This window comes from Pseudomonas sp. GW823-FHT02E01 (genome assembly GCF_058797535.1).
In genome coordinates, this window is record NZ_JBXAJS010000001.1 from 589,593 (window position 1) to 610,600 (window position 21,008).

Genomic DNA, 21,008 nt, shown 5'->3' on the forward strand with positions numbered 1-21,008 from the left:
AGGGATCGCAGGTAACCTGTGGGAGCGAGCTTGCTCGCGATGGACGTGAACGATAACGCGTTCTGTCTGAATAAACGCGTAGCGCTGGAGTCCATCGCGAGCGAGCTCGCTCCTACAGGTGATCAGCGTTGGAACGTGGGCCGATTATAGCCATGCACACGCCTCCCGAAACCGGTCTTTTTCAGCTGCCGTAAACTTTGGCCGCAGGAACCGCCTGCGTCATCAGTTGAGCGACGGCATCGCCCATCTCGCCGACCGCCCAGCGGCCCTGGCGATCCAGTTGCGGACCACGGCGCCAGCCGTCGGCGATCGACAACTTGCCGCCCTCGACTTCGAACATCTGCCCGGTCACCTCGGCGGAAGCCTCGGAGCCGAGCCACACCACAAGCGGCGCGACGTTTTCCGGGGCGAAGTAGTCAAAGCCCTCTTCAGGCTTTTTCATGGTGTCAGCGAACACTTGCTCGGTCATCCCGGTGCGCGCGGCCGGCGCCAGGGCGTTGGCGGTGATCCCGTAGCGGCGCAGCTCAGCCGCCTGCACCAGCGTCAGCGAAGCAATACCGCCCTTGGCTGCCGCGTAGTTGGACTGACCGATGGAGCCCTGCAAACCGGCGCCGGAGCTGGTATTGATGATCCGCGCATCGACCCTGGCGCCGCCCTTGGCCTGCTCACGCCAGTACTTCACGGCGTGGCTGGAAATGCAGAAATGGCCCTTGAGGTGCACGGCCACCACGGCATCCCAATCGGCTTCACTGAGGCTGGCGAACATGCGGTCGCGGCAGATGCCGGCGTTGTTGACCACCACGTTCAGGTCGCCGAAGGTTTCGATGGCCTGGCGTACGATCAACCCCGCCGAGTCATAGCGGGTAATGTCATCGCTGTTGGCCACGGCGCTGCCGCCCTGGCCGAGGATTTCGCCGACCACGGCCAACGCCGCTTCACGATTGATGTCGTTAACCACTACTTTTGCACCTTCGGCGGCGAAGGCCAACGCGTAGGCACGGCCCAGACCACCGCCGGCACCGGTGATGATCACGACGCGGTTTTCACAGATTTTCATGTTCTACATCCTTCAAATTCATCACGGGTCGACACAATTCCCTGTAGGAGCGAGCCCGCTCGCGATGGTCGTTAACGAATACGCGGGGTATCTGAATGCCCGCGTCGTTCTTGAGTCCATCGCGAGCAGGCTCGCTCCTACAGGATCGGTGTACATCCTGGTTTACAAGCGTTCGATAATCGTCACGTTGGCCTGACCGCCGCCTTCGCACATGGTCTGCATGCCGAAGCGTCCGCCGCTGCGCTCCAGTTCATGCAGCAAGGTGCACATCAAGCGGGTGCCGGTGGCGCCCAATGGATGTCCGAGGGCAATCGCGCCGCCATTGACGTTGGTTTGTTCGTGGGGGTAGCCGGTCTCTTTCAACCAGGCCATGGCCACCGAGGCGAAGGCTTCGTTGATCTCCACCCGGTCGATGTCTTCGAGCTTCATGCCGGCGCGCTTGAGTGCGTAAGCGGTGGCCGGGATCGGCGCGGTGAGCATCCAGATCGGGTCTTCGGCGCGCACGCTCAGGTGATGGATGCGTGCCCGTGGCGTCAGGCCGTAACGCTTGAGCGCCGTCTCCGAGACGATCAGCATCGCACTGGCCGCGTCGCAGGTCTGGCTCGACACCGCGGCGGTGACCCGGTCACAGCCAAACAGGAATTCCAGCTCGGCCATTTTTTCCAGGCTGGTCTGGCGCGGGGTTTCGTCATGCAGCACACCGGCCAGCGGCACGATCTCGCGGTTGAAGCGGCCTTGCTCGATGGCCTGCAAGGCACGTCGATGGGACTCAAGCGAATAGGCTTCAAGTTGCGCCCGGGACAGGTCCCACTTTTCGGCGATCATCTGCGCCGAACGGAACTGCGTCGGTGGTTGCGCGCCATAGCGCCTCACCCAGCCTTCGGAGCCGCTGAACGGATCAGCGAAACCCAAGGGTTCGGCGGCGATCATCGCCGAGGAAATCGGGATCTGGGTCATGGTCTGCACGCCACCGGCGATGACCACGTCCTGAGTGCCGCTCATCACCGCCTGGGCGGCGAAGTGCACCGCTTGCTGGGACGAGCCGCACTGGCGATCGATGGTGGTGCCCGGCACCGATTGCGACAGGCCGGCCGCCAGCCAACTGGTGCGGGCGATGTCACCGGCCAGCGGGCCGATGGTGTCGACACAGCCGAAGATCACGTCGTCGTAATCCTCGTCGGGAATGGCATTGCGCTCGACCAGTGCACGCAATACGTGGGCGCCCAGGTCGGCGGCGTGGATCTGGCTCAGACCACCTTTGCGCCGCCCGGTGGGCGTACGCAGGGCGTCGACTATGTAGGCTTCAGGCATGGTCTACCTCGGTGAAAAAATTATGATCAGGCGCCGATAACCTGTGGGAGCGAGCTTGCTCGCGATGAGGCCGGCACATCCAACATTGATGCCAGCTGACGCACCGCCATCGCGAGCAAGCTCGCTCCCACAGGGATGTAGTCACCCTTACTGACGGGTTAGAACGTACTGCCCGCACCCAGCGCAGGCTTGCTGTCCAGCAACACAGCACGAATCCGCCCCTTGTGCACACCGCGATCGCCCCAGACCTTGTCCAGCGCCCAGGCGCGCTTCATGAACAGATGCAAATCGACTTCCCAGGTGTACCCCATGGCGCCGTGGGCCTGGATGGTGTTCTTCGCCGCAAGCATGGCCGCTTCCGCGGTTGCCAGTTTGGCGTGGGAGACGAATACGTCCTGATCTGCCTGCTGCTCTGCGACCGCATAGGCGGCGCGATACAGTGGGCCTTTAGCGAACTCGATCTGCACCGCGACATTAGCCATCAGATGCTTGACCGCCTGGAACGACCCCACCGGTTTGCCGAACTGCTTGCGCTCGAAGGTGTAGTCCACCGCCAGGTCGACCATGCGCTTGGCCAGCCCGAGCAATTGCGCGGCACTGGCGAGGGCGCCACGGTTGAAGGCAGCGGCCCACAAACGTCGGCCCTGTTCACCGCTGGCAACACAGGTGTCCGGTGTTGGCGTCCACTCGACCTGGAACAACTGACGGCTCGGGTCGACCGACTCGTTGCGGGTCAGGCGCACGGCATCACGCTCCAGCGCATGCACTTCATCGCCATGGGCCAGCAACAGCAGATCGGCGACATGGGCATCGCTGACCAGCGGATTACCTGGCTCGGAAACCGCGAGACGCGCGCGGCCCTCGGCCACTCGCGACAGCCATTTTTGTTTGAGTGGCGCGTATTGCTCATCCAGGGCGGCGAGCAACGGCACGCCGACCAGCATGGTGTCCACCAGCGGCTCAGGCAGACCGGCGTAACCGCATTCCTGGGCAATCAGCACGAAGTCCAGCTCATTCATGCCCATGCCGTCCTGTGCCTCGGGCACGGTCAGGGCGGTCAGGCCCAGTTCCACCAATTGCGCCCAGAGTTGCTCACTGCGCCCGCTGTCGCTCTGCCACAGTTCGCGAATGCGTTCCGGGGTGACTTCGTTGATCAGGAAGCTGCGGACGTTGTCCTGAAACAGCAGTTGGTCGCGGCTGAAACTAAAGTCCATGGTCTACTCCTCAGGCACGCGGCATGCCGAGCATGCGTTCGGCAATGATGTTGCGCTGGATCTCGTTGGTGCCGGCGTAGATCGGCCCGGCCTGGGCAAACAGGAAACCTTCCAGCCAATGGCCGACGTCACCGGCGGCCGGAGCTTGGGGCAGCAGTTCGCCACGCAAACCGAGAATGCTCATGGCGGTGTCGTGCATGCGCTGGTCGAGTTCGGACCAGAAGATCTTGTTGGTCGACGATTCCGGCCCGATCTTGCCGCCCTGCACCAGCTGCGAGGCGGTCATGTAGGTGCCCAGGGTGTAGGCCTCGGCATCGAGCCAGGCGCGCATCACTGCTTCGCCAATGGCCGGGTCGCGGTCGGCCTGCTCGCGGTTGGCCAGGTACAACTGCACCAGGCGCTTGGCGGTTTCCTGGAAACGCGCAGGCGAGCGCAGCAACAAACCGCGCTCGAAACCGGCGGTGGACATCGCCACGTGCCAGCCCATGCCTTCACCACCGAGGGCGTTCTCCACCGGCACCTTGACGTCGTCGAAGAAAATCTCGGCGAAACCCGGCAAGCCATTGAGCTGCGGAATCGGCCGCACGGTGATCCCCGGTGTGTTCAGCGGCAACAGGATGAATGTCAGGCCGTGATGGCGCTGAGACTGCGGGTCGGTGCGGAAAATACCGAACGCCCAGTCAGCCCACACCGCGCGGGTCGACCAGGTTTTCTGGCCGTTGATCACGTAGTGGTCGCCCACCCGCTCAGCCTTGGAGCGGATCGCCGCCATGTCGGAACCGGCGCCTGGCTCGGACCAGGCCTGGGCCCAGATGTCTTCGCCGGTGGCCATGCGCGGCAGGAATCGCGCTTTCTGCTCTTCGCTGCCGTACTCCATCAGGGTCGGGCCGAGCAGGAAGATGCCGTTCTGGTTGACCCGTGCCGGCGCCCCGGAACGGTAATATTCCTCTTCGAAAATCAGCCACTCGATCAGGTCGCAGCCACGGCCACCGAGTTCGGTCGGCCAGGTGACCATGCCCCAACGGCCTTCATTGAGCTTGGCTTCCCAAGCGCGGTGCTCGGCAAAACCTTGCTCGGTGTCGAACGATTGCAGCGGTTCACTCGGTACATTGGCCGCCAGCCAGGTCCGCGCATCAAAGCGAAAGGCCTGCTGGGCCGGGGTATAGGTCAGGTCCATGGATATGCCTTCAGCCGTTGAATCGGGCATCGCGTTTCTCGACGAACGAGTCGCGTGCTTCCTGAGAGTCCAGTGAGCGGTAGGCTTCGAGGGTGAAGCCCTGCTCCCAGCGGTATTTGTCTTCCAGATTGCCGTCTTCGATGCCGCTCAGCGCTTCCTTGGCCAGGCTGATCATGCCGGGGCTCTTGGCGGCGATGGTGCGGGCGATCTGCAACGCGGCTTCGCGCAAGTCTTCGCGCTTGACCACCCGCTCCACCGCGCCCAGGCGGTAAGCTTCGGCGGCGTCGATGGCCTCGCCGGTGAAGTACATGTGGCGGACTTTCTGCACCGGGAACAACCGCTGCAAATGCGCACCGCCGCCCATGGCCCCGCGATCTACTTCTGGCACGCCGAAGGTGGCGCACTCGGACGCGACAATGATGTCGGCGGCGCCGCAGATACCGATGCCGCCACCGAGCACGAAGCCGTGCACGGCGACGATCACCGGTTTCGGGTTGCGGTGGATCGCCTTGAAACTGTCGTAGTTGCCCTTGTTCACCGCGACGATCAGGTTGCCGTCGGCGGCCAGTTCCTTGATGTCGACCCCGGCGCAGAAGCCGCGCCCTTCGGCCCGGATCAGGATCACCCGCACCTCGGCATTGCGCCCCAGGCTTTCGATTTCGCTGGCGATATCGGCCCAGCCCTGGCAGTTGAAGGCGTTGACCGGTGGTCGGTTGAAGACCAGTTCGGCAATGCCGTTATCGATGCTGACGCTAAATGGTTTCATGCTTTCCCCTTACGACACACGGCGGCACAGCTCGCCCAGGCGCACTTCGGCGTCGCGGACGATCTGTTCAATCAATTGGGCGCAGCTGGGCAAGCTGTCGATGGAGGCGGCGATTTGCCCGGCGGGCAAGACGCCCGCGGCCGGTTGCCCGTCGACCATGGCTTTCTGGATCACCATCGGCGCGTTGGCGGCCATGATGCTTTGCGCGGCGGTCAGCTCCCCGCTGCCGCGCATCTTCAGCGCGCTGGTCAGCAGTTGCATCAGGCTCATGCCGGTGTGGCGGCGGTAGGCCAGGCCACTCTGCAATGCCAGCAACAGGCGCTTGAGGCCGCCGCTGTTTTCCAGTTGGTTGAGCAATTCGTTGCGGATCATCCGTTGCGGCATGCCGTCGATGGCGCGGCTGATGATGATCGCCGCCGGGTCCTTGACCGCCAGGTAACGCGCCAGGGTCGCTTGCGGCACCGGGCTGTCGGCGCACATCAGGAAACGCGTGCCCATGGCGATGCCCTCGGCGCCGTAGGCCAGGGCAGAAACCAGGCCCCTGCCGTCCTTGAAACCGCCGGCCGCCACCACGGGCACCGACACCGCATTGACCACTTGATCCAGCAGCATCGAGGTCGGCACGGAGCCGGTATGCCCACCACCCTCGCCGCCCTGTACGGTCACCGCATCGGCGCCCATTTCCACGGCTTTCTGCGCATGCTTGAGCGCGCCCACCGTGGGAATGCACACCACGCCGGCGTCCTTCAGGCGACTGATCATTTGCTTGCCCGGCGAACGGCTGTAGCTGACCGCCCGGACTTTGTGACGCAACACCAACTCGACGATCTCGCCGGCGTTGGCCTGGTACATGTGGAAATTCACCCCGAACGGCTGATCGGTCAGGCGCCGGGTTTCGATAATCGCCGCTTCCATCTGCTGCGGTTCGATGGTCGCCCCGGCGAGAAAACCGAAGCCACCGGCATTGCCCGTGGCCGCCACCAGTTTCGGGTCGGCGACCCAACCCATGGCGGTCTGGATGATCGGATAACGGCACCCGAGCAGTTGTGTTAAACGGGTATTCAACGAGATCGCCATGCTCACGCCCCGCCCGCTTTGCGTTGCGAACTGGCCATGGCCTTGGCGTCGTAGCCACCGAGACGGTCGCCGGACACCAGCTCATTGTGAGCGTGGGCGAAGTGATGCAGGCCGAACACCATGTCCATGGTCGCGCGCTTGCCCATCAAGTCTTCGGCGTTGTTCACCGCCTGCTTGCTCAATTGCAGGCCCAGGCGCGGCATCTGCGCGATGCGCCCGGCAATGTCGAGGGTCTGTTGTTCCAGCTCGTCGCGAGCAACCACCCGATTGAGCATGCCCATCTGATAGGCACGCGGTGCCGGCATGCGCTCGCCGAGGAACAAAAATTCCTTGGCGATGCGTGGATTCAATTCGTGCACGTGGGCGAAATACTCGACCCCGGGAATCCCCATACGCACCACCGGATCGGCGAAGTAAGCATCCTCGCTGGCCACGATCAGGTCGCAGACCCAGGCCAGCATCAACCCACCGGCAATGCACGCGCCCTGGACCATGGCGATGGTCGGCTTGGGCATCTCGCGCCAACGGCGGCACATGCCCAGATAGACTTCCTGCTCACGGGCATACAAAAACTCGCCGCCCGGTTTGTTCACATGGTCGTACCACAGGCTGGCGCGGTCGAACGTCTTGTCGACGTCGCGGCCCGGGGTGCCGATGTCATGCCCGGCGGAGAAATGCTTGCCGGCGCCACGCAACACAATGACCTTCACTTCATCGTCATCGCAGGCCCGGCGAAACGCCGCGTCCAGCGCATAGGTCATCTGCGAGTTCTGCGCGTTGTGGTACTCGGGGCGGTTCATGGTGACCAGGGCCACCGCGCCTTGCACCTCGTACAGCACCACCTCGGCCTGATTGTTATCGTTATGTTCAGCCATCACTTTTCTCCGCAACGCGTTGCTCAGCGTTGGCCTGGCGGGTTGTCTTTGAGTTGCAGGGCGCGCAGGTTGTGCGGGTCCAGACGCTGGATCAGCTGCAACTGCTCGGCCGTCGGCGCGGCAGTGGTCGGGCAATCGTCCGGCACATGCAACTCGAAGCCGGTGTTGTCCTGGACTTGCGCCGCCGTCACGCCGGGGTGCAGCGAACGGATGCGCATCTGCCGTTGCGGGCCCTGGAAATCCAGCACGCAGAGGTCGGTGATGATCAGGCGGATGTCGATGTCGTTCATCGACCAGCCCCGTGCCAGTCGGGCCGGGTTGTAGCCGACCGAGGCGACCATATCGACCTCGCCTTCGACGAATACCCGGCGGTTGTGGCTCGGCACGCAAAACGAGTTGGCGTGGCTGATCGAGTTGCCGGGAAAACCGCGTACACCGAGCATCTGCGCCTTGGGTTTGACGTAGTCGCCGATGCAGGAAATGTTGGCCTGACCAAAACGGTCGATCTGGGTCGGGCCCACCAGGGCATGGCGCTTGCCGCCCCAGACGTTGTCGAAAATCCGCGAGAAACCCATCCAGCTGTCGCGCTTGGGTTCATAGCCTTTGCGCGCGCCCAACGGCACCGGCTCGGCGACCATGTAGGCTTCGGAGTCGGTCATCAGCAGTTGCGGGTTGCTGGTCAGCATGGCCAGCGAAGCGGCCAGACGCGGAATCACGCCGATGCCGGAAGCCAATACTTCGCCGTCTTCGCGCCAGGCTTCGGAGGCCGCGCAGATCATCAGTTCGGCGAGGCTGTAATCAGTAGTGCTCATCGGAAGGTTCCCTTAGAAAATCGGCAACGGCAGTTCACGGATCGCAGCCAGGCCGCCGACCTTTTCCAGATACTGTTCGTGGGTGCAGTCGACGTAGTCGCGCACGTAGCCCTGCCAGCCATCGGCCGCCTGGACCGTGGCGTTGTAGGCCTTGAAGTGCGCGACGTCGAAACCGTACAGCGGCGCGCACGAAGACGGATGCGCCCCGCCCGGCACATGGGCCACGGCGGTGGTCAGGTTGCGTTCCCAGAACACTTGATGCGCGTGGGCGCTGTCCTGATGGAAATACTCGCTGTCGACCAGTTCATCGCAGGTCACGTAGCTGTGGGTCGCGGCCCGCACAAACAGGTCGTCCATGTAGTGATCCGGACCGCTGATCTGGCACACGCCGCGTGCATCGGCACGGTCGACGTGCACCAGCGCCGCGTCGAGCTTGAGCGCCGGCATCGCCACCCAGTCCTTGCCATCGGCATAGGGCGAGGCGATCAACTTGATCTGGCGGTTGTGGCGCAACACATCGGTGCCCAGGCCCACCGCCGTCGGAATGAACGGCACATTCATCGCCGCCGCGCGCAGACCGAGCAGCAGCATGCCTTCATCGATCTCCATCACTTCCAGCGCCGCTTCCTGGCGCGCCTTGCGGAAGTACGGTTCCAGCGGAATAAAGTCCAGGGAAACGAAGGCGAACACCAGTTTCTTGATCTTGCCGGCCGCGCAGAGCATGCCGACATCGGCACCGCCGTAGGCAACCACGGTCAGGTCCTTGAGGTCCGAGCGCAGGATCTCTCGCACCAGCGCCATCGGCTTGCGCCGCGGGCCCCAGCCACCGATACCGATGGTCATGCCGTCACGCAGTTGGCCGACAATCTCGGCGGTGGTCATTTGCTTGTCCATCGTCATGTTCCTCATTGGCGACCGACACTGAAGTCGTGGCCCCAGTGGCTGACCACGGTGCTTTCGAACGGCGTGTGGCGGTCCCAGTCGACCACCAGGCCATCGCAGCCGTATTCCAGGTCAAACCCGGACGGGGTCTTGATATAGAAAGAAATCATCTGGTCGTTGGTGTGCTGGCCGAGGGTGGCCGACAGCTTCACGCCATTGGCGTGGACGCGGTCCAGGGCGCGGCCGACTTCGTCCAGCGCGTTGACCTCGACCATCATGTGCACGCAGCCGTGGGGCATCGGGCACTCGAAAATCGCCAGCGAGTGGTGGCGGCCGTTGTTGCAGTGCAGGAAGTGAATACGCTTTTGCGGCTCGGCCGGGTCCGGGGTGAAGCGGACTTTCATCAGGTCCGACAGGCCAAAACCCAGCACCTGCTCGTAGAAGTCGCGGCAGCGCTCGAAGGCAGGTGCCGGCAGCACTACGTGGCCCATGCCCAGTTCGTTGGTAACGAACCCTTTGACGCCCACCGGCGAGACGAAACGGGCGAAGTCCTGCAACGGGCCCCAGAAGATTTCGTGACGGTTGCCATCCGGGTCGCTGAAATGCACCAGCTCCTGGACCTTGCGCAGCTCGGCCTCGGCCGCGGTACCACGGGTCACTTGCACATCGGCCTGTTGCAACTCGCTGACCGCCTGTTCCAGCGCCGCCTTGCCGGCCACTTCCCAGCCGCAGGCACCGAAGCCGTTCTCGACGTTCTTCTGCACCAGGATGCGGTAGTGGCGCTCGTCCATCTTCAGGTACAGGTGCGCGTCGTCATCAGAGCCGATGACCATCATGCCCAGCACCTGGCTTGCGTAATGGCGCCATTGCGCCAGGTCGCTGGATAACAGGGTGACGTAACCCAGACCACGGATATCCATGGATGCACTCCTCGTTTTTCTCAGGCGGTGCCGCCCTTCGGCGACTGCCGGGGGAGACTTTATGTAGGGCCTATTCAAACGGGTTCGGGCAGGGGCAACATCGTCCAATGGGACTAGCGGAAATGATGGCGCGGAACCTGAAAAACCTGTGGGAGCGAGCTTGCTCGCGATGGCGGTGTGTCAGTCAACAGAGATGCTGGATGACAGGGCCTCATCGCGAGCAAGCTCGCTCCCACAGGTTTCACATTTGCAGATCAGTAGCTATTCAGGTGGGTCTAGCCGATCCAGCGCGCGGTTCACGGACAGTTCGCCGAGCATGATGATCTGGGCGATGCCCAGCAGAGTGCGGCGGCTCGGGCCCTCGGTACGATCGGCCAGGTCGAGGGTCATGACATTGGCCGAGGCTAGCGATTGGCAGGCATCGCCCAGTAGGGTTTGCGCATCGAGTTCGGGGTTGATGGTGTACATCGTGCTGGGTTTGCGCGGCATGGCGCGGATGTCGGCGAGTGAGGGGGTGCGTTCGGTGTCGGTTGAATCGAGGTTGTCGTGCGGGGGATTAGGTGAAGGTTTGACCATGGTTTGGTTCTCCAAAAAATGGAGCCGTCACCGACTTGCGACTAAACGAGAGGTGGCAGCTGTACGCAGGTTAGTCGACCGGGGAGAATCGAAACCGGCGCGCCCAAAGGCGCCCTGCGCACAGCTACCATAAAGTGCAGGTATGAAATGACCTGACTGTCTGGATGCAGATGCGCTTCGATTGACCACGGGCGACTAAACCCGATCACTGATGAGCAGTGACGCGAATCAAGTTACCGAGGGGGTCCAACGCGCACAAGCCGGCGGATTCTGGCGTACCTGTAGGCAATGACGCAAGGCGGTGTAGCTTTCATCAAGTAACACTGACAGCCGTTAAACAGGCTTCGTTTAACAACCCAAAAACCTGTGGGAGCGAGCTTGCTCGCTCCCACAGGGGGGTATGTGATGGTCAAGATTAGTGCAGGCATAAAAAAACGGGCCTTGGGGACCCGTTGGAAAATTGGCCTGACGTCCGTGCTAGGCCTGAAATGCGTTCAACTGTAGGAGCGAGCCTGCTCGCGATGGTCGCCAACGATAACGCTGCAAGCCTGGCACCCCGCGGCGTTCTCCGGTTTATCGCGAGCAGGCTCGCTCCTACAAGGGGTATGCGGTGTTCATGCCTTATGTGGCAGGACTCAGCCCTTGCGGAAATGCGGAATCACCTTCTCGCCAATGTTCTTCAAGGTCTCCAGCTGCGCCCACTGCGGCACGGTGCCCATCTGGCAGATGAACAGGATTTCGTCGGCGCCGGCATCGATCAGGCGCTGCACGTAGCCGATGCAATCCTCGACGGTGCCGTACGCGTGGTTCGGGTTCATCATGGCCATGGTCGGGTCGGAGAAGTCGACACTGACTTCTTCAGAAGCGAAGCGCGACTTGATCACGCTCTGGCCATTGCCATCGACGAAGGTGTCGTCCTTCCACTTCTCCGGATCCGGACGCTCGCCACCGCCGTACCAGTAGCCCAACGACTCCATGAAGTAACGCTGGCCACGGATACCGATGCGGCGCGCCTCTGCGTTGTCGTCCAGCACGATGGCCGGGCACAGCGCGGCAATGTGACGGTTAGGACGGAAGCCCACTTGCTTCTTTTCATCGCGGTTGTCGTAGGCCGTGTGATACACCTCAACCTTCTTGGCGATCTCTTCCGGACCACCGAAACCCAGCACCAGCGCGCCCATGCCGCGACCGCCGGCATTCTTCAGCGACTCGGTGTTGGTGCACGCCAGGTACATTGGCGGGTGCGGATCCTGATACGGCTTTGGATGGATCGGACGCTTGGGGATCTGCACGAAGTCGCCGTTGTGCTCGATCTCGTCCTGCACGAACATTTTCGGGATCAGGTACATCATCTCGTCGATCTGCGGCTGCAAGGTCGCCAGGTCGTAGCCGAAGGTGCCGGCTTCCTGCTGGGTACCGCCCTTGCCCACGCCAAAGTGCACACGCCCCTTGGACAGCAGGTCGAGGGTGGCGATGCGCTCGGCGACCTTGACCGGGTGGTTCATCGCCGGAGGCAGGCAGACCACGCCGTGGCCGATACCGATGCGCTCGGTTTTACCGGCCACGAAAGCCAGCATGGTTTCCGGCGCGGACATGTGCGAGTAGTTGCTCAGCGCCGTGTGTTCCACGCACCAGAAAGTGTCAAAACCCAGCTTGTCGGCCAGCACGGCCTGCTCGACGGTGTCTTCGAAAATCTTGCGGTCACCTTCGCGGCTGGAGTCCACCGTCTGGGCTTCGTAAATCAGGGAAAATTTCATGGTTGATCCTTGTGCTTATTTGGATGCGCAGTCGGCGCCGTAGACCTTCGCCTTACCGCCAATGCTCGGGCATCGGCGGGGCGCTCGAATCACGCAAACGGACTAGCCCGATTCATAGAAAAGAGCTGTACGCCAGCGTCAGAGGAAAAAGTCGCTGCTGTCCTGCCCCATGCTGACCCCGCCGAGGTTCCAGGCGTACTTGGCCGGGCTGTTGGCGACGTGGGCACGACCGGTGTGAATATCACGGAACGCTCGGTTGATCGGGTGGCTGCGGAAGATCGTCGAAGCACCGCTGTTGAACATCAGGTCACCAGCGGCCTTGGCGCACTTGTCGGCCACCAGCGCCGAGTCGTAACGCATCTTCACCCGCTCGGGCATGCTCAACGGCTCACCCTTCTGCGCGCGCTCCAGCATCAGGGCGAAGTTGCGATACAGCACGGTCTTGCACTCATCGACGCAGACCATGGCGTTGGCCAGCGCCGATTGCGCGGCCGGGTCCTGGACCATCTTGCGACCGTCATTGACCCCGACCCGGGCGCGGTTGTGCTCGACAAACTGATCCACCGCGCCTTGCAGGGCACCGATGGCCGAGGACGAAACCGCACGCACGAAAATCTGACCGAATGGCAGGCGGAACAACGGCGCGGTGTTGACCGCATTGCCCGGACTGTTCTGCATGAAACCGTCGAGGGCGCGATGGGTGCGGTACTCGGGAACGAAGGCGTTCTCCACCAGAATGTCGTGGGAGCCGGTAGCTTCCAGGCCCATGACGTTCCAGTTGTCGAGAATCTGGTAATCGCTGCGCGGCACCAGGAACGTCCGGTAATCCGGCGCCCCGCCCGCCTCCTCCGGCGGCACCAGCGCACCGAGGAACGCCCACTCGCAATGCTTGCTGCCGGAGGAAAAGCCCCAGCGACCGCTCAATTTGAAACCACCCTCGACCCGCTCGACCTTGCCCACCGGCATATAGGAAGAGGAGATCAGCACGCTGGAATCACTGCCCCAGACATCCTGCGCGGCGCGGTCGTCAAACAGCGCCAGTTGCCAGTTGTGGATCGCCACCACCCCCAGTACCCAGGCCGAGGACATGCAGCCTTCGGCAAGGGTCATCTGTACGTCGAAGAAATCCTTGGGCTCCAGCTCATAGCCTTCCCAACGGGACGGTTGCAGGATGCGAAAGAACCCGGCGTCCTGGAAATCCTTCAGGGTTTCTTCCGGCAACTGGCCTGCTTGCGCGGCATTCAGGGCACGTTCACGCAGGATCGGCACCAACTCGCGGGCACGTTGGCTCAGACGCTGGCGAATCAGGTCTTGGTTGAGCATTTTTATTGTTCTCCTTTGTTCACCCCATCCGCCGGGGCGCGCGTGCAACGGGGCGGATGTAGCGCCCCTACACTGGCATTCAAACAATGCGCAACGCAGGGGACATCCCTCAAACGGACCATGTGGGATTGGGGAACTGGTCTTTGGCGGTGTATCTGGACGGGATGTGTTGCTTGGCAGGCTGCCATCGCGAGCAGGCTCGCTCCCACATTGGGTCTCCGGTTTTACTCAGGACTTTTGGCCGCTGAAGATCCCTGTGGGAGCGAGCTTGCTCGCGATGGCTATATGGCAGGCGACATGGATTTTTGAGGGTGTACATATCCGTTGCTGCGGTAACGGCCACTCAGGGTTCCGCCCTTACGGCGGGTCACTTGGAAAAGCCCCAAGTAACCAAGGGCCTGGTCGGCCCAGAGGCCGCCAAGGCCTAGTCCCCTCGGACGATGCTCCAGACAAGAGCCAGAGCAAGAATCCATCGCACCCAACCCCCAACAAAAAAAGGCCCAGTGCGATGAACGACGTCAATCTCAAAGCCGACATGCTCCAGGCCATGCGCCGCCTGGCCAAGTCAGTCACCATTATCAGCACCAGCAACGGCACCGAACGCTTCGCCATGGCCGCCACGGCCGTCGACTCGCTGAGCACCGAGCCACCCTCGCTGCTGATCTGCGTCAACAAGACCGCCTCGCCCCACGCCGCACTGGCGACCGGCGCCGACTTCTGCGTCAACATCCTCGGCGTCGAACAACAAGACCTGGCCAACCTGTGCAGCGGCGCGATCAAGGGCGAAGCACGCTTCGACCGTGGCAACTGGCTGACCAGCCCCGGCGGCATTCCATACCTGGGTGACGCACAGTCGGCCATCCTCTGCCGCCAGGACGGCCACTTCAGCTACGGCACCCACACCGTGTTCATCGGACGCATCCTGCAGATCCACACCACCGCCGAAATCACCCCGCTGGTCTACCTCGACGGCAGCTACACCACCACCGCCAAACCCGCACCCTCTCTCGCTGCTGCTGGCTGAGGCCCGAACATGGACAGCCTGAACGGGTTGACGGCGTTGCGAGTGAACAGCGCCGACCAGTTGCCATGGGATGACCGTTGCGACTTGCTGATCGTCGGGTTTGGGGGTGCCGGCGCCTGTGCCGCCATCGAAGCCAGTACTCGCGGCCTGTCAGTGCTCGCACTGGATCGCTTCGAAGGCGGCGGCGCCACGGCGCTCAGTGGTGGCGTGGTGTACGCCGGTGGTGGCACGCCGTATCAGCGTCAGGCTGGCTATGAAGACACCAGCGAAGCCATGTTCAATTACCTGCGTCAGGAAGTCGGCGAAGCCGTCAGCCACGCGACATTGCGCAATTTCTGCGACGGCAGCCGCGAACAACTGGCCTGGCTGGAGCGACAGGGCGCGGCGTTCGAGGCCAGCGTGCCGCCGCATAAAACCTCGTACCCTAGTGACCAGTACTACCTCTATTACTCTGGCAACGAAGCCGTGCCGGCCTATGCCGCCAGCGCCAAACCGGCACCTCGTGGTCACCGCACCAAAGGTCCGGGCATGTCCGGCGCCAGCCTGTTCGCCCCGCTCAAGGCCAGCGCCTTGCGTCACGGTGCGCGCCTGCGCAGCCAGTGCGAAGTGCGGCGACTGGTGCTCGACCTCGACGACAAGGTCATCGGCGTCGAAGCCTGGCAGTTGCCTTCCGGCAGTCGCGCAGCCCGACAACATGCGCGTCTGTCGCGCTGGGCCGCCGCCATTCATATGTACGCCCCCGCATTGGCTGACCGCTTGCGCGCCCGTCAGCGTCGCATCGAGCAGACCAGCGCCATTCGGCAATTGATTCGCGCCGAACAGGCGGTGCTATTGAGCAGCGGCGGTTTTATCTTCAATCGCGACCTGGTGCGCCAACACGCGCCGCAGTACCTGGCCGGGTTGCCCCTGGGCGCCACCGGCTGCAATGGCAGCGGCATCGCCCTGGGCCAGAGCGCCGGTGGCAGCGTGGCGCGGATGGACAAGATCAGCGCTTGGCGCTTCATCAATCCGCCACTGGCCTGGGCCCGCGGGCTGATCGTCAATGCCCGCGGACAGCGTTACGCCAACGAAGAAATCTACGGCGCGACCCTCGGCCACGCCATGGTCGAAGAACAAGGCGGTCGCGCCATCCTGGTGCTCAACCGTGAACTGATGCGCGAAGCGTTGCGTCAGGTGGGCCCGGGCAAGGTGTGGAATTTCCAGCGCCTGCCGGTGCTGCTCAATCTGCTGTTCAACGCCAAACGCAGTAGCAGCCTGGCCGGGCTGGCCAAACGCTGCAATCTGCCGCCGGAACTGCTGCGCCAGAGTGTCGAACGCTATTCCCGGGCGGCACGGGGTGAGGTCGCCGACGAGTTCGGCAAATCCGCCGCGATGCTTGCCAACCTCGACCAAGGCCCTTGGTACGCCCTCGACCTGTCCTTCGACAGCAAACTCTTCCCCTGCCCGGTCATCACCCTGGGCGGGCTGAAGGTCTGCGAGGACAGCGGTCGGGTTCTGGACCACGCCGGCCAGCCAATAAACGGTCTCTACAGCGCCGGCCGCAATGCGGTCGGGGTCGCTTCCAACCTGTATGTCTCCGGCCTGTCCCTGGCCGACTGCATTTACTCCGGTCGCCGGGCTGCCGCCCACGTGGCCGACCAATTCGCACTTCAAACCGCACGATCAGGAGAACAACAATGCAACGTGTAGAAGGCAAAGTCTGCATCATCACCGGCGCCGCCAGCGGCATCGGTCGCGAAGACGCCCTGCTGCTGGCCCGCGAAGGCGCCAAAGTAGTACTGACCGACCTCAACGAAGAGGCCGGTCGCCAGGTGGCTGCAGAAATCGGCGCCAACGCGCTGTTCATCCGCCACGACATCGCCAGCGAAAGCGATTGGCAACAGGTGATCAAGACCACCGTCGAACACTTCGGCCGTCTCGACGTACTGGTCAACAACGCCGCGATCCTGGCCCTGGGCAGCATTGAAGACACCACGCTGGAGCTGTGGCAGAAGGTGCAGAAGATCAACGGCGAAGGCTACTTCCTCGGCTGCAAGTACGCGATCCAGGCGATGAAGGAAACCGGTGGCGGGTCGATCATCAACATGTCGTCGGTGGCCGCGTTGGGCGCGATGCCGATGTTCTGCGCTTATTCGGCGTCCAAAGGCGCGGTGGCGGCGATGACCCGTTCGATTGCCCTGCACTGCAAGCAGCAGGGTTACCGCATCCGCTGCAACAGCGTGCACCCCGATGGCGTGAACACGCCGATGACCCAGGCCCTGGCCGGTGGTCAGGCGATCCCGCAGGAAGCGCTGGACCAGGACCCGATGAACCGCATGGCCGCGCCACGGGACATTGCCAACGTGGTGCTGTTCCTGGCCACCGACGAGTCGCGATTCGTCAACGGTGCCGAGATCCGCGTCGACAACGCCCAACTGATCAGCGGGCTCTGAGGTCGAGGTGAACATGGGCACGCAACAACAGAACCTGACCCCGGCCGAGCACACGACGGCAAGCGTCTCATTGCAAGTGTGCGCGGTGATCGACGAGACCCTGGATGCGCGCTCGCTGGTGCTGGACGTACCGCCAACCCTGCGTGAGCGCTTTCGCTACAAACCGGGCCAGTTCCTGAGTTTTCGCGTGCCCTTGGCCGGCAAACTGTTGACCCGCTGCTACTCCATGGCCAGCTCGCCCCTCGCGGACGCGCTGCCCAAGGTCACGGTGAAACGGGTCGACGGTGGCCGGGTGTCGAACTGGATGAACGAAGTGCAGGTCGGCGACTGGCTGGAAGTGCTGCCACCGGCCGGGCATTTCTATCTGGACCCGCAGGCGGACACCGAAAAGCCACTGGTCTTGTTCGGGGGCGGCTCGGGCATCACCCCGGTGTTTTCCATTCTCAAATCGGTGCTGCACAGCAGCCGGCGACCGATCAAGTTGATCTACGCCAACCGCGATGAGGCGTCGGTGATTTTCAAGGACGAGCTGTGCCAGTTGATCAAGGCGCATCCTGATCAACTGCACGTGGTGCACGTCCTCGATTCGGTGCAGGGTTTCCTGACGGACCATCAGGTCCGTCATCTGCTGCGCGGATCGGCCGGCGGCGACTACTTCATCTGTGGGCCTGGACCGTTCATGGACACCGTGGAGCGCACGCTGCTGGCAGTGGGCGAAGCGGCCGAGCGGATCCATGTCGAACGTTTCGTCTCGCCGCCGGACCCCGATGAACTGCTGGCCGAAGAGGCCGTGGCACGAGCGGCGGCCATGGATTCGCAATGCGAAGCGCTGATCGTCGAGCTCGATGGTCAGCAACACGAAATTGCCTGCAAACCCGGCGACACCCTGCTGCAAAGCTGCAAGGCCGCCGGTCTGGACGTGCCGTCGTCCTGTGAAGAAGGTTTTTGCGGGGCCTGCATGTGCGTGGTCAGAGAAGGTGAAGTCCAGTTGGCGCGCAACGACGTCTTGACCCCAAAGGAACTCGCCGACGGCTGGACACTGGCCTGCCAGAGCCGCCCGACCGGTGCCCGCGTGCGCCTTAAATTCCCCGACTGAGACCCTCCCCCCCTGTAGGAGCGAGCATGCTCGCGATGGTCGTCAACGATAACGCGGGGTATTTGAATGCCCGCGTTGTCAGGGCATTTTTCGCGAGCATGCTCGCTCCTACAGGAAGGCATGATCAAAGGCGCTCTGTCGCCTTAGTCCCAATGGACGATCACCCAGGCCGGGTCTGCGGTTAGACTCGACCACAGCATTAGCCCACAACAATAAAGAGGTGCAGTTATGGCTCGTTTGCAGAATAAGGTCGCGGTGGTCACCGGCGGCGCTTCGGGTATCGGTCTGGCCTGCGTGCGCCGTTTCGCGGCCGAAGGTGCGCAAGTGGTCGGGCTGGACATCGGCAGCGCACCGGCAGACTTTCCCGGCCTGTTCATGGCCCTGGACGTGCGCGACGAAGCGCAGGTGCAGCAGGTCATGCAAGAAGTCATCAGCCGCTTCGGGCGCATCGACGTACTGGTCAACGCCGCCGGCGTCGCCGACCAGGGCAGCGTGACCCAGACCACCACCGCCAACTGGCAACGGGTGATGGACATCAACCTGACCGGTAGCATGCTCACCAGCAAATACGCGCTGGCGTCGATGGTTGAACAACGCAATGGCTCGATCATCAACGTCGGTTCGATCTTCGGCCTGCAAGGCTGCGACGGCAACGTGGCCTATAACGTGTCCAAGGGCGGCATCAACCAGCTGACCCGCTCGATGGCCATCGACTACGGCTACGCCAACATTCGCGTCAACGGTCTGTGCCCCGGCCTGATCGAAACGCCGATGACCAGCATGGTCCGTGACAATGACGCGTTCCACGCCTTCTTCGCCTCGCAGCACATGCTCAGCCGCTCCGGACAACCGGAAGAAGTGGCCAACGTTGCGCTGTTCCTGGCGTCCGACGAAGCCTCCTTTGTCAGCGGCCAGATGATCGCCGTGGACGGTGGTTTCTCCGCCGGTCGCCGTTTCGCCCCGCCCGCCCAGTAATTCGCAATCCGGCCGGGCGCCCTGCCCGGCCTACTCCCTTTTTCGTACTTGTCTTCTAACCGGGGAGGCCCCATGCCGCCTGTCGCCACCGCACTGACCATCGCTCAACTGTTCGCCAACGCGGCCCAGGCCTACGGCGACCGCCCGGCCATCGAGGACGCGGGCCACACCATCAGCTACCGACAACTGGACCAACTGCGCCGCCAGGCTGCCCGCGCACTGCTGGCCCTCGACGTACAGATCGGGGACCGCGTGGCGATCTGGGCGCCGAACGTGTGGGAGTGGATCGTTGCGGCTGGCGCCCTGCAAAGTGTCGGTGCCGCCCTGGTGCCGCTCAATACCCGGATGAAGGGCAGCGAGGCCGGCTACATCCTGCGCGAAAGCGGCGCCTGCGTACTGTTTGCCATCGGCGAATTCCTCGGCGCGGACTACCCCGGCATGCTGACGTCGGAAGACCTGCCAGCCCTGCGCCACATCGTCAGCGTGCGTGGTGCCAATTCGGGCACCCTGGCCTGGGAGCGGTTTATGGATCTGGCGGCCGATGTGCCGCAACTGGCCCTGCGCACCCGCGAACAGAGCGTTGGCCCGCAGGCCTTGTCCGACGTGTTGTTCACCTCGGGCACCACTGGTAAACCCAAAGGCGTGATGACCAGCCACGGCCAGAACCTGCGAATCGTGCGCGACTGGAGCGATATCGTCGGTTTGCGCGAAAGCGATCGCTACCTGATCGTCAATCCGTTCTTCCACTCCTTCGGCTACAAGGCCGGCTGGCTGGCAGCGCTGATGCGTGGCTGCACCCTCCTGCCGCAGCAGGTGTTCGACGTGCAGGCCGTGCTCGAATGCGTGCAGCGTGAACGCATCACCGTGTTGCCCGGGCCACCGACGTTGTATCAGTCGTTGCTTGCCCATCCGCAACGCAACGAATTCGACCTGAGCTCCTTGCGCGTTGCGGTGACCGGGGCGGCAGCAATTCCGGTGGAGATGATCCACCGCATGCGCGACGAACTGGGCTTTGCCACCATCGTCACCGCGTATGGCCTGACGGAAGTCTGTGGGTTCGCCACGATCTGCCGTTCCGGTGACTCCGCGGAACTGGTCGCCAACACCAGTGGTCGGGCGATGCCGGGGGTGCAAGTGCGCTGTGTCGGCAACAGCGGTCGCAGCCAGCCGGCCAACATTCCCGGTGAAGTACAGATTCGCGGCTACAACCTGATGCAGGGCTATCTCAACAACCCCGAAGCCAGCCAGGAAATTCTAGACGCCGACGGCTGGCTGCACACCGGCGACATCGGCATGCTCGACGAACAGGGTTACCTGCGCATCACCGACCGCCTCAAGGACATGTTCATCACCGGTGGCTTCAATGTGTACCCGGCGGAGATCGAACAGTGTTTGCTGACCTATCCGGGCGTGGCCCAGGCAGCGGTGATCGGGATTCCCGACGAACGCTTGGGCGAAGTGGCGATGGCGTTTCTGCTGCCTGCTCCGGGTATGGAAATCGAGCAGACCCGATTCCTCGCCTGGTGCCGTGAGCAGATGGCCAACTACAAGGTTCCGCGTCGGGTGCAGGTGCTGCAGAAGATGCCGATCAATGCGGCGGGGAAAGTGACCAAGAATGTGTTGCGCGAGTGGGCATTGCAGCCAGTCGACTAAACACAATCCCTGTAGGAGCGAGCCTGCTCGCGATGGTGTGTCAGTCGACATCAATGCAACTGATAGACCATCGCGAGCAAG

At 63.0% G+C, this 21,008-nt stretch carries 19 protein-coding genes; 6 read left to right on the plus strand and 13 right to left on the minus strand.

Features of this window, described 5'->3' with window-relative positions; translation table 11 throughout:
• Positions 1-181: 181 nt before the first annotated feature.
• From AC1RDQ_RS02660 to AC1RDQ_RS02720, 13 genes are all read right to left on the minus strand, one after another.
• Complete coding sequence (locus AC1RDQ_RS02660; RefSeq protein ID WP_492586192.1) at positions 182-1,057, minus strand: SDR family oxidoreductase; 876 nt, start codon at positions 1,055-1,057, stop codon at positions 182-184.
• A 162-nt stretch (positions 1,058-1,219) separates the two neighbouring features.
• Positions 1,220-2,368 (minus strand): acetyl-CoA C-acetyltransferase, encoded by a 1,149-nt coding sequence (locus AC1RDQ_RS02665; protein ID WP_492586194.1) that lies wholly within the window; start codon positions 2,366-2,368, stop codon positions 1,220-1,222.
• Positions 2,369-2,526: 158 nt separating this feature from the next.
• Positions 2,527-3,582 carry an acyl-CoA dehydrogenase family protein gene (locus AC1RDQ_RS02670; protein WP_492586196.1) on the minus strand — a complete coding sequence of 352 codons (1,056 nt, stop codon included), beginning with the start codon at positions 3,580-3,582 and terminating at the stop codon, positions 2,527-2,529.
• Between the two features lie 10 nt (positions 3,583-3,592).
• Entirely contained in the window at positions 3,593-4,759 is a 1,167-nt protein-coding gene (locus AC1RDQ_RS02675) for an acyl-CoA dehydrogenase family protein (protein ID WP_057714078.1), read from the minus strand.
• Between the two features lie 10 nt (positions 4,760-4,769).
• Positions 4,770-5,525, minus strand: coding sequence for an enoyl-CoA hydratase family protein (locus tag AC1RDQ_RS02680; RefSeq protein WP_057714077.1), 756 nt, complete (start codon positions 5,523-5,525; stop codon positions 4,770-4,772).
• Positions 5,526-5,534: 9 nt separating this feature from the next.
• Positions 5,535-6,602: an NAD(P)H-dependent flavin oxidoreductase gene (locus AC1RDQ_RS02685; protein ID WP_102672749.1), complete on the minus strand. Its 1,068-nt coding sequence runs from the start codon at positions 6,600-6,602 to the stop codon at positions 5,535-5,537.
• 2 nt (positions 6,603-6,604) lie between these two features.
• Positions 6,605-7,477, minus strand: coding sequence for an enoyl-CoA hydratase (locus AC1RDQ_RS02690; RefSeq protein ID WP_492586198.1), 873 nt, complete (start codon positions 7,475-7,477; stop codon positions 6,605-6,607).
• Positions 7,478-7,500: 23 nt separating this feature from the next.
• On the minus strand, positions 7,501-8,289 hold the full coding sequence (locus AC1RDQ_RS02695; protein WP_492586200.1) for a CoA-transferase subunit beta: 789 nt from the start codon (positions 8,287-8,289) through the stop codon (positions 7,501-7,503).
• Positions 8,290-8,301: 12 nt separating this feature from the next.
• Positions 8,302-9,183, minus strand: a complete 882-nt coding sequence (locus AC1RDQ_RS02700; RefSeq protein WP_057714073.1) for a CoA transferase subunit A — start codon at positions 9,181-9,183, stop codon at positions 8,302-8,304.
• An 11-nt stretch (positions 9,184-9,194) separates the two neighbouring features.
• Positions 9,195-10,091: a VOC family protein gene (locus AC1RDQ_RS02705; protein ID WP_057714072.1), complete on the minus strand. Its 897-nt coding sequence runs from the start codon at positions 10,089-10,091 to the stop codon at positions 9,195-9,197.
• 261 nt (positions 10,092-10,352) lie between these two features.
• The gene (locus tag AC1RDQ_RS02710; protein ID WP_492586202.1) at positions 10,353-10,667 is read right to left on the minus strand and encodes a DUF6124 family protein; all 315 of its coding nucleotides are present in this window, start codon (positions 10,665-10,667) and stop codon (positions 10,353-10,355) included.
• A gap of 635 nt (positions 10,668-11,302) precedes the next feature.
• A complete protein-coding gene (locus tag AC1RDQ_RS02715) occupies positions 11,303-12,424 on the minus strand; it encodes an LLM class flavin-dependent oxidoreductase (protein ID WP_090456732.1) in 1,122 nt (373 codons plus the stop codon).
• A gap of 138 nt (positions 12,425-12,562) precedes the next feature.
• Entirely contained in the window at positions 12,563-13,747 is a 1,185-nt protein-coding gene (locus AC1RDQ_RS02720; protein WP_154947783.1) for an acyl-CoA dehydrogenase family protein, read from the minus strand.
• A 508-nt stretch (positions 13,748-14,255) separates the two neighbouring features.
• Here AC1RDQ_RS02720 and AC1RDQ_RS02725 point away from each other — a divergent pair.
• The 6 genes from AC1RDQ_RS02725 (at position 14,256) to AC1RDQ_RS02750 (ending at position 20,927) form a co-directional block, all read left to right on the plus strand.
• Entirely contained in the window at positions 14,256-14,771 is a 516-nt protein-coding gene (locus tag AC1RDQ_RS02725) for a flavin reductase family protein (RefSeq protein WP_057714069.1), read from the plus strand.
• A 9-nt stretch (positions 14,772-14,780) separates the two neighbouring features.
• The gene (locus tag AC1RDQ_RS02730; protein WP_492586204.1) at positions 14,781-16,460 is read left to right on the plus strand and encodes an FAD-binding protein; all 1,680 of its coding nucleotides are present in this window, start codon (positions 14,781-14,783) and stop codon (positions 16,458-16,460) included.
• The gene (locus AC1RDQ_RS02735) at positions 16,448-17,203 is read left to right on the plus strand and encodes a glucose 1-dehydrogenase (protein ID WP_492586206.1); all 756 of its coding nucleotides are present in this window, start codon (positions 16,448-16,450) and stop codon (positions 17,201-17,203) included. The genes AC1RDQ_RS02730 and AC1RDQ_RS02735 overlap by 13 nt, the downstream gene beginning before the upstream one ends.
• Positions 17,204-17,216: 13 nt before the next feature.
• Positions 17,217-18,299, plus strand: coding sequence for a 2Fe-2S iron-sulfur cluster-binding protein (locus tag AC1RDQ_RS02740; RefSeq protein WP_492586208.1), 1,083 nt, complete (start codon positions 17,217-17,219; stop codon positions 18,297-18,299).
• 228 nt (positions 18,300-18,527) lie between these two features.
• Positions 18,528-19,274 (plus strand): SDR family NAD(P)-dependent oxidoreductase, encoded by a 747-nt coding sequence (locus tag AC1RDQ_RS02745; RefSeq protein WP_349735485.1) that lies wholly within the window; start codon positions 18,528-18,530, stop codon positions 19,272-19,274.
• Positions 19,275-19,346: 72 nt separating this feature from the next.
• Entirely contained in the window at positions 19,347-20,927 is a 1,581-nt protein-coding gene (locus AC1RDQ_RS02750) for a FadD3 family acyl-CoA ligase (RefSeq protein ID WP_492586210.1), read from the plus strand.
• Positions 20,928-21,008: the final 81 nt, after the last annotated feature.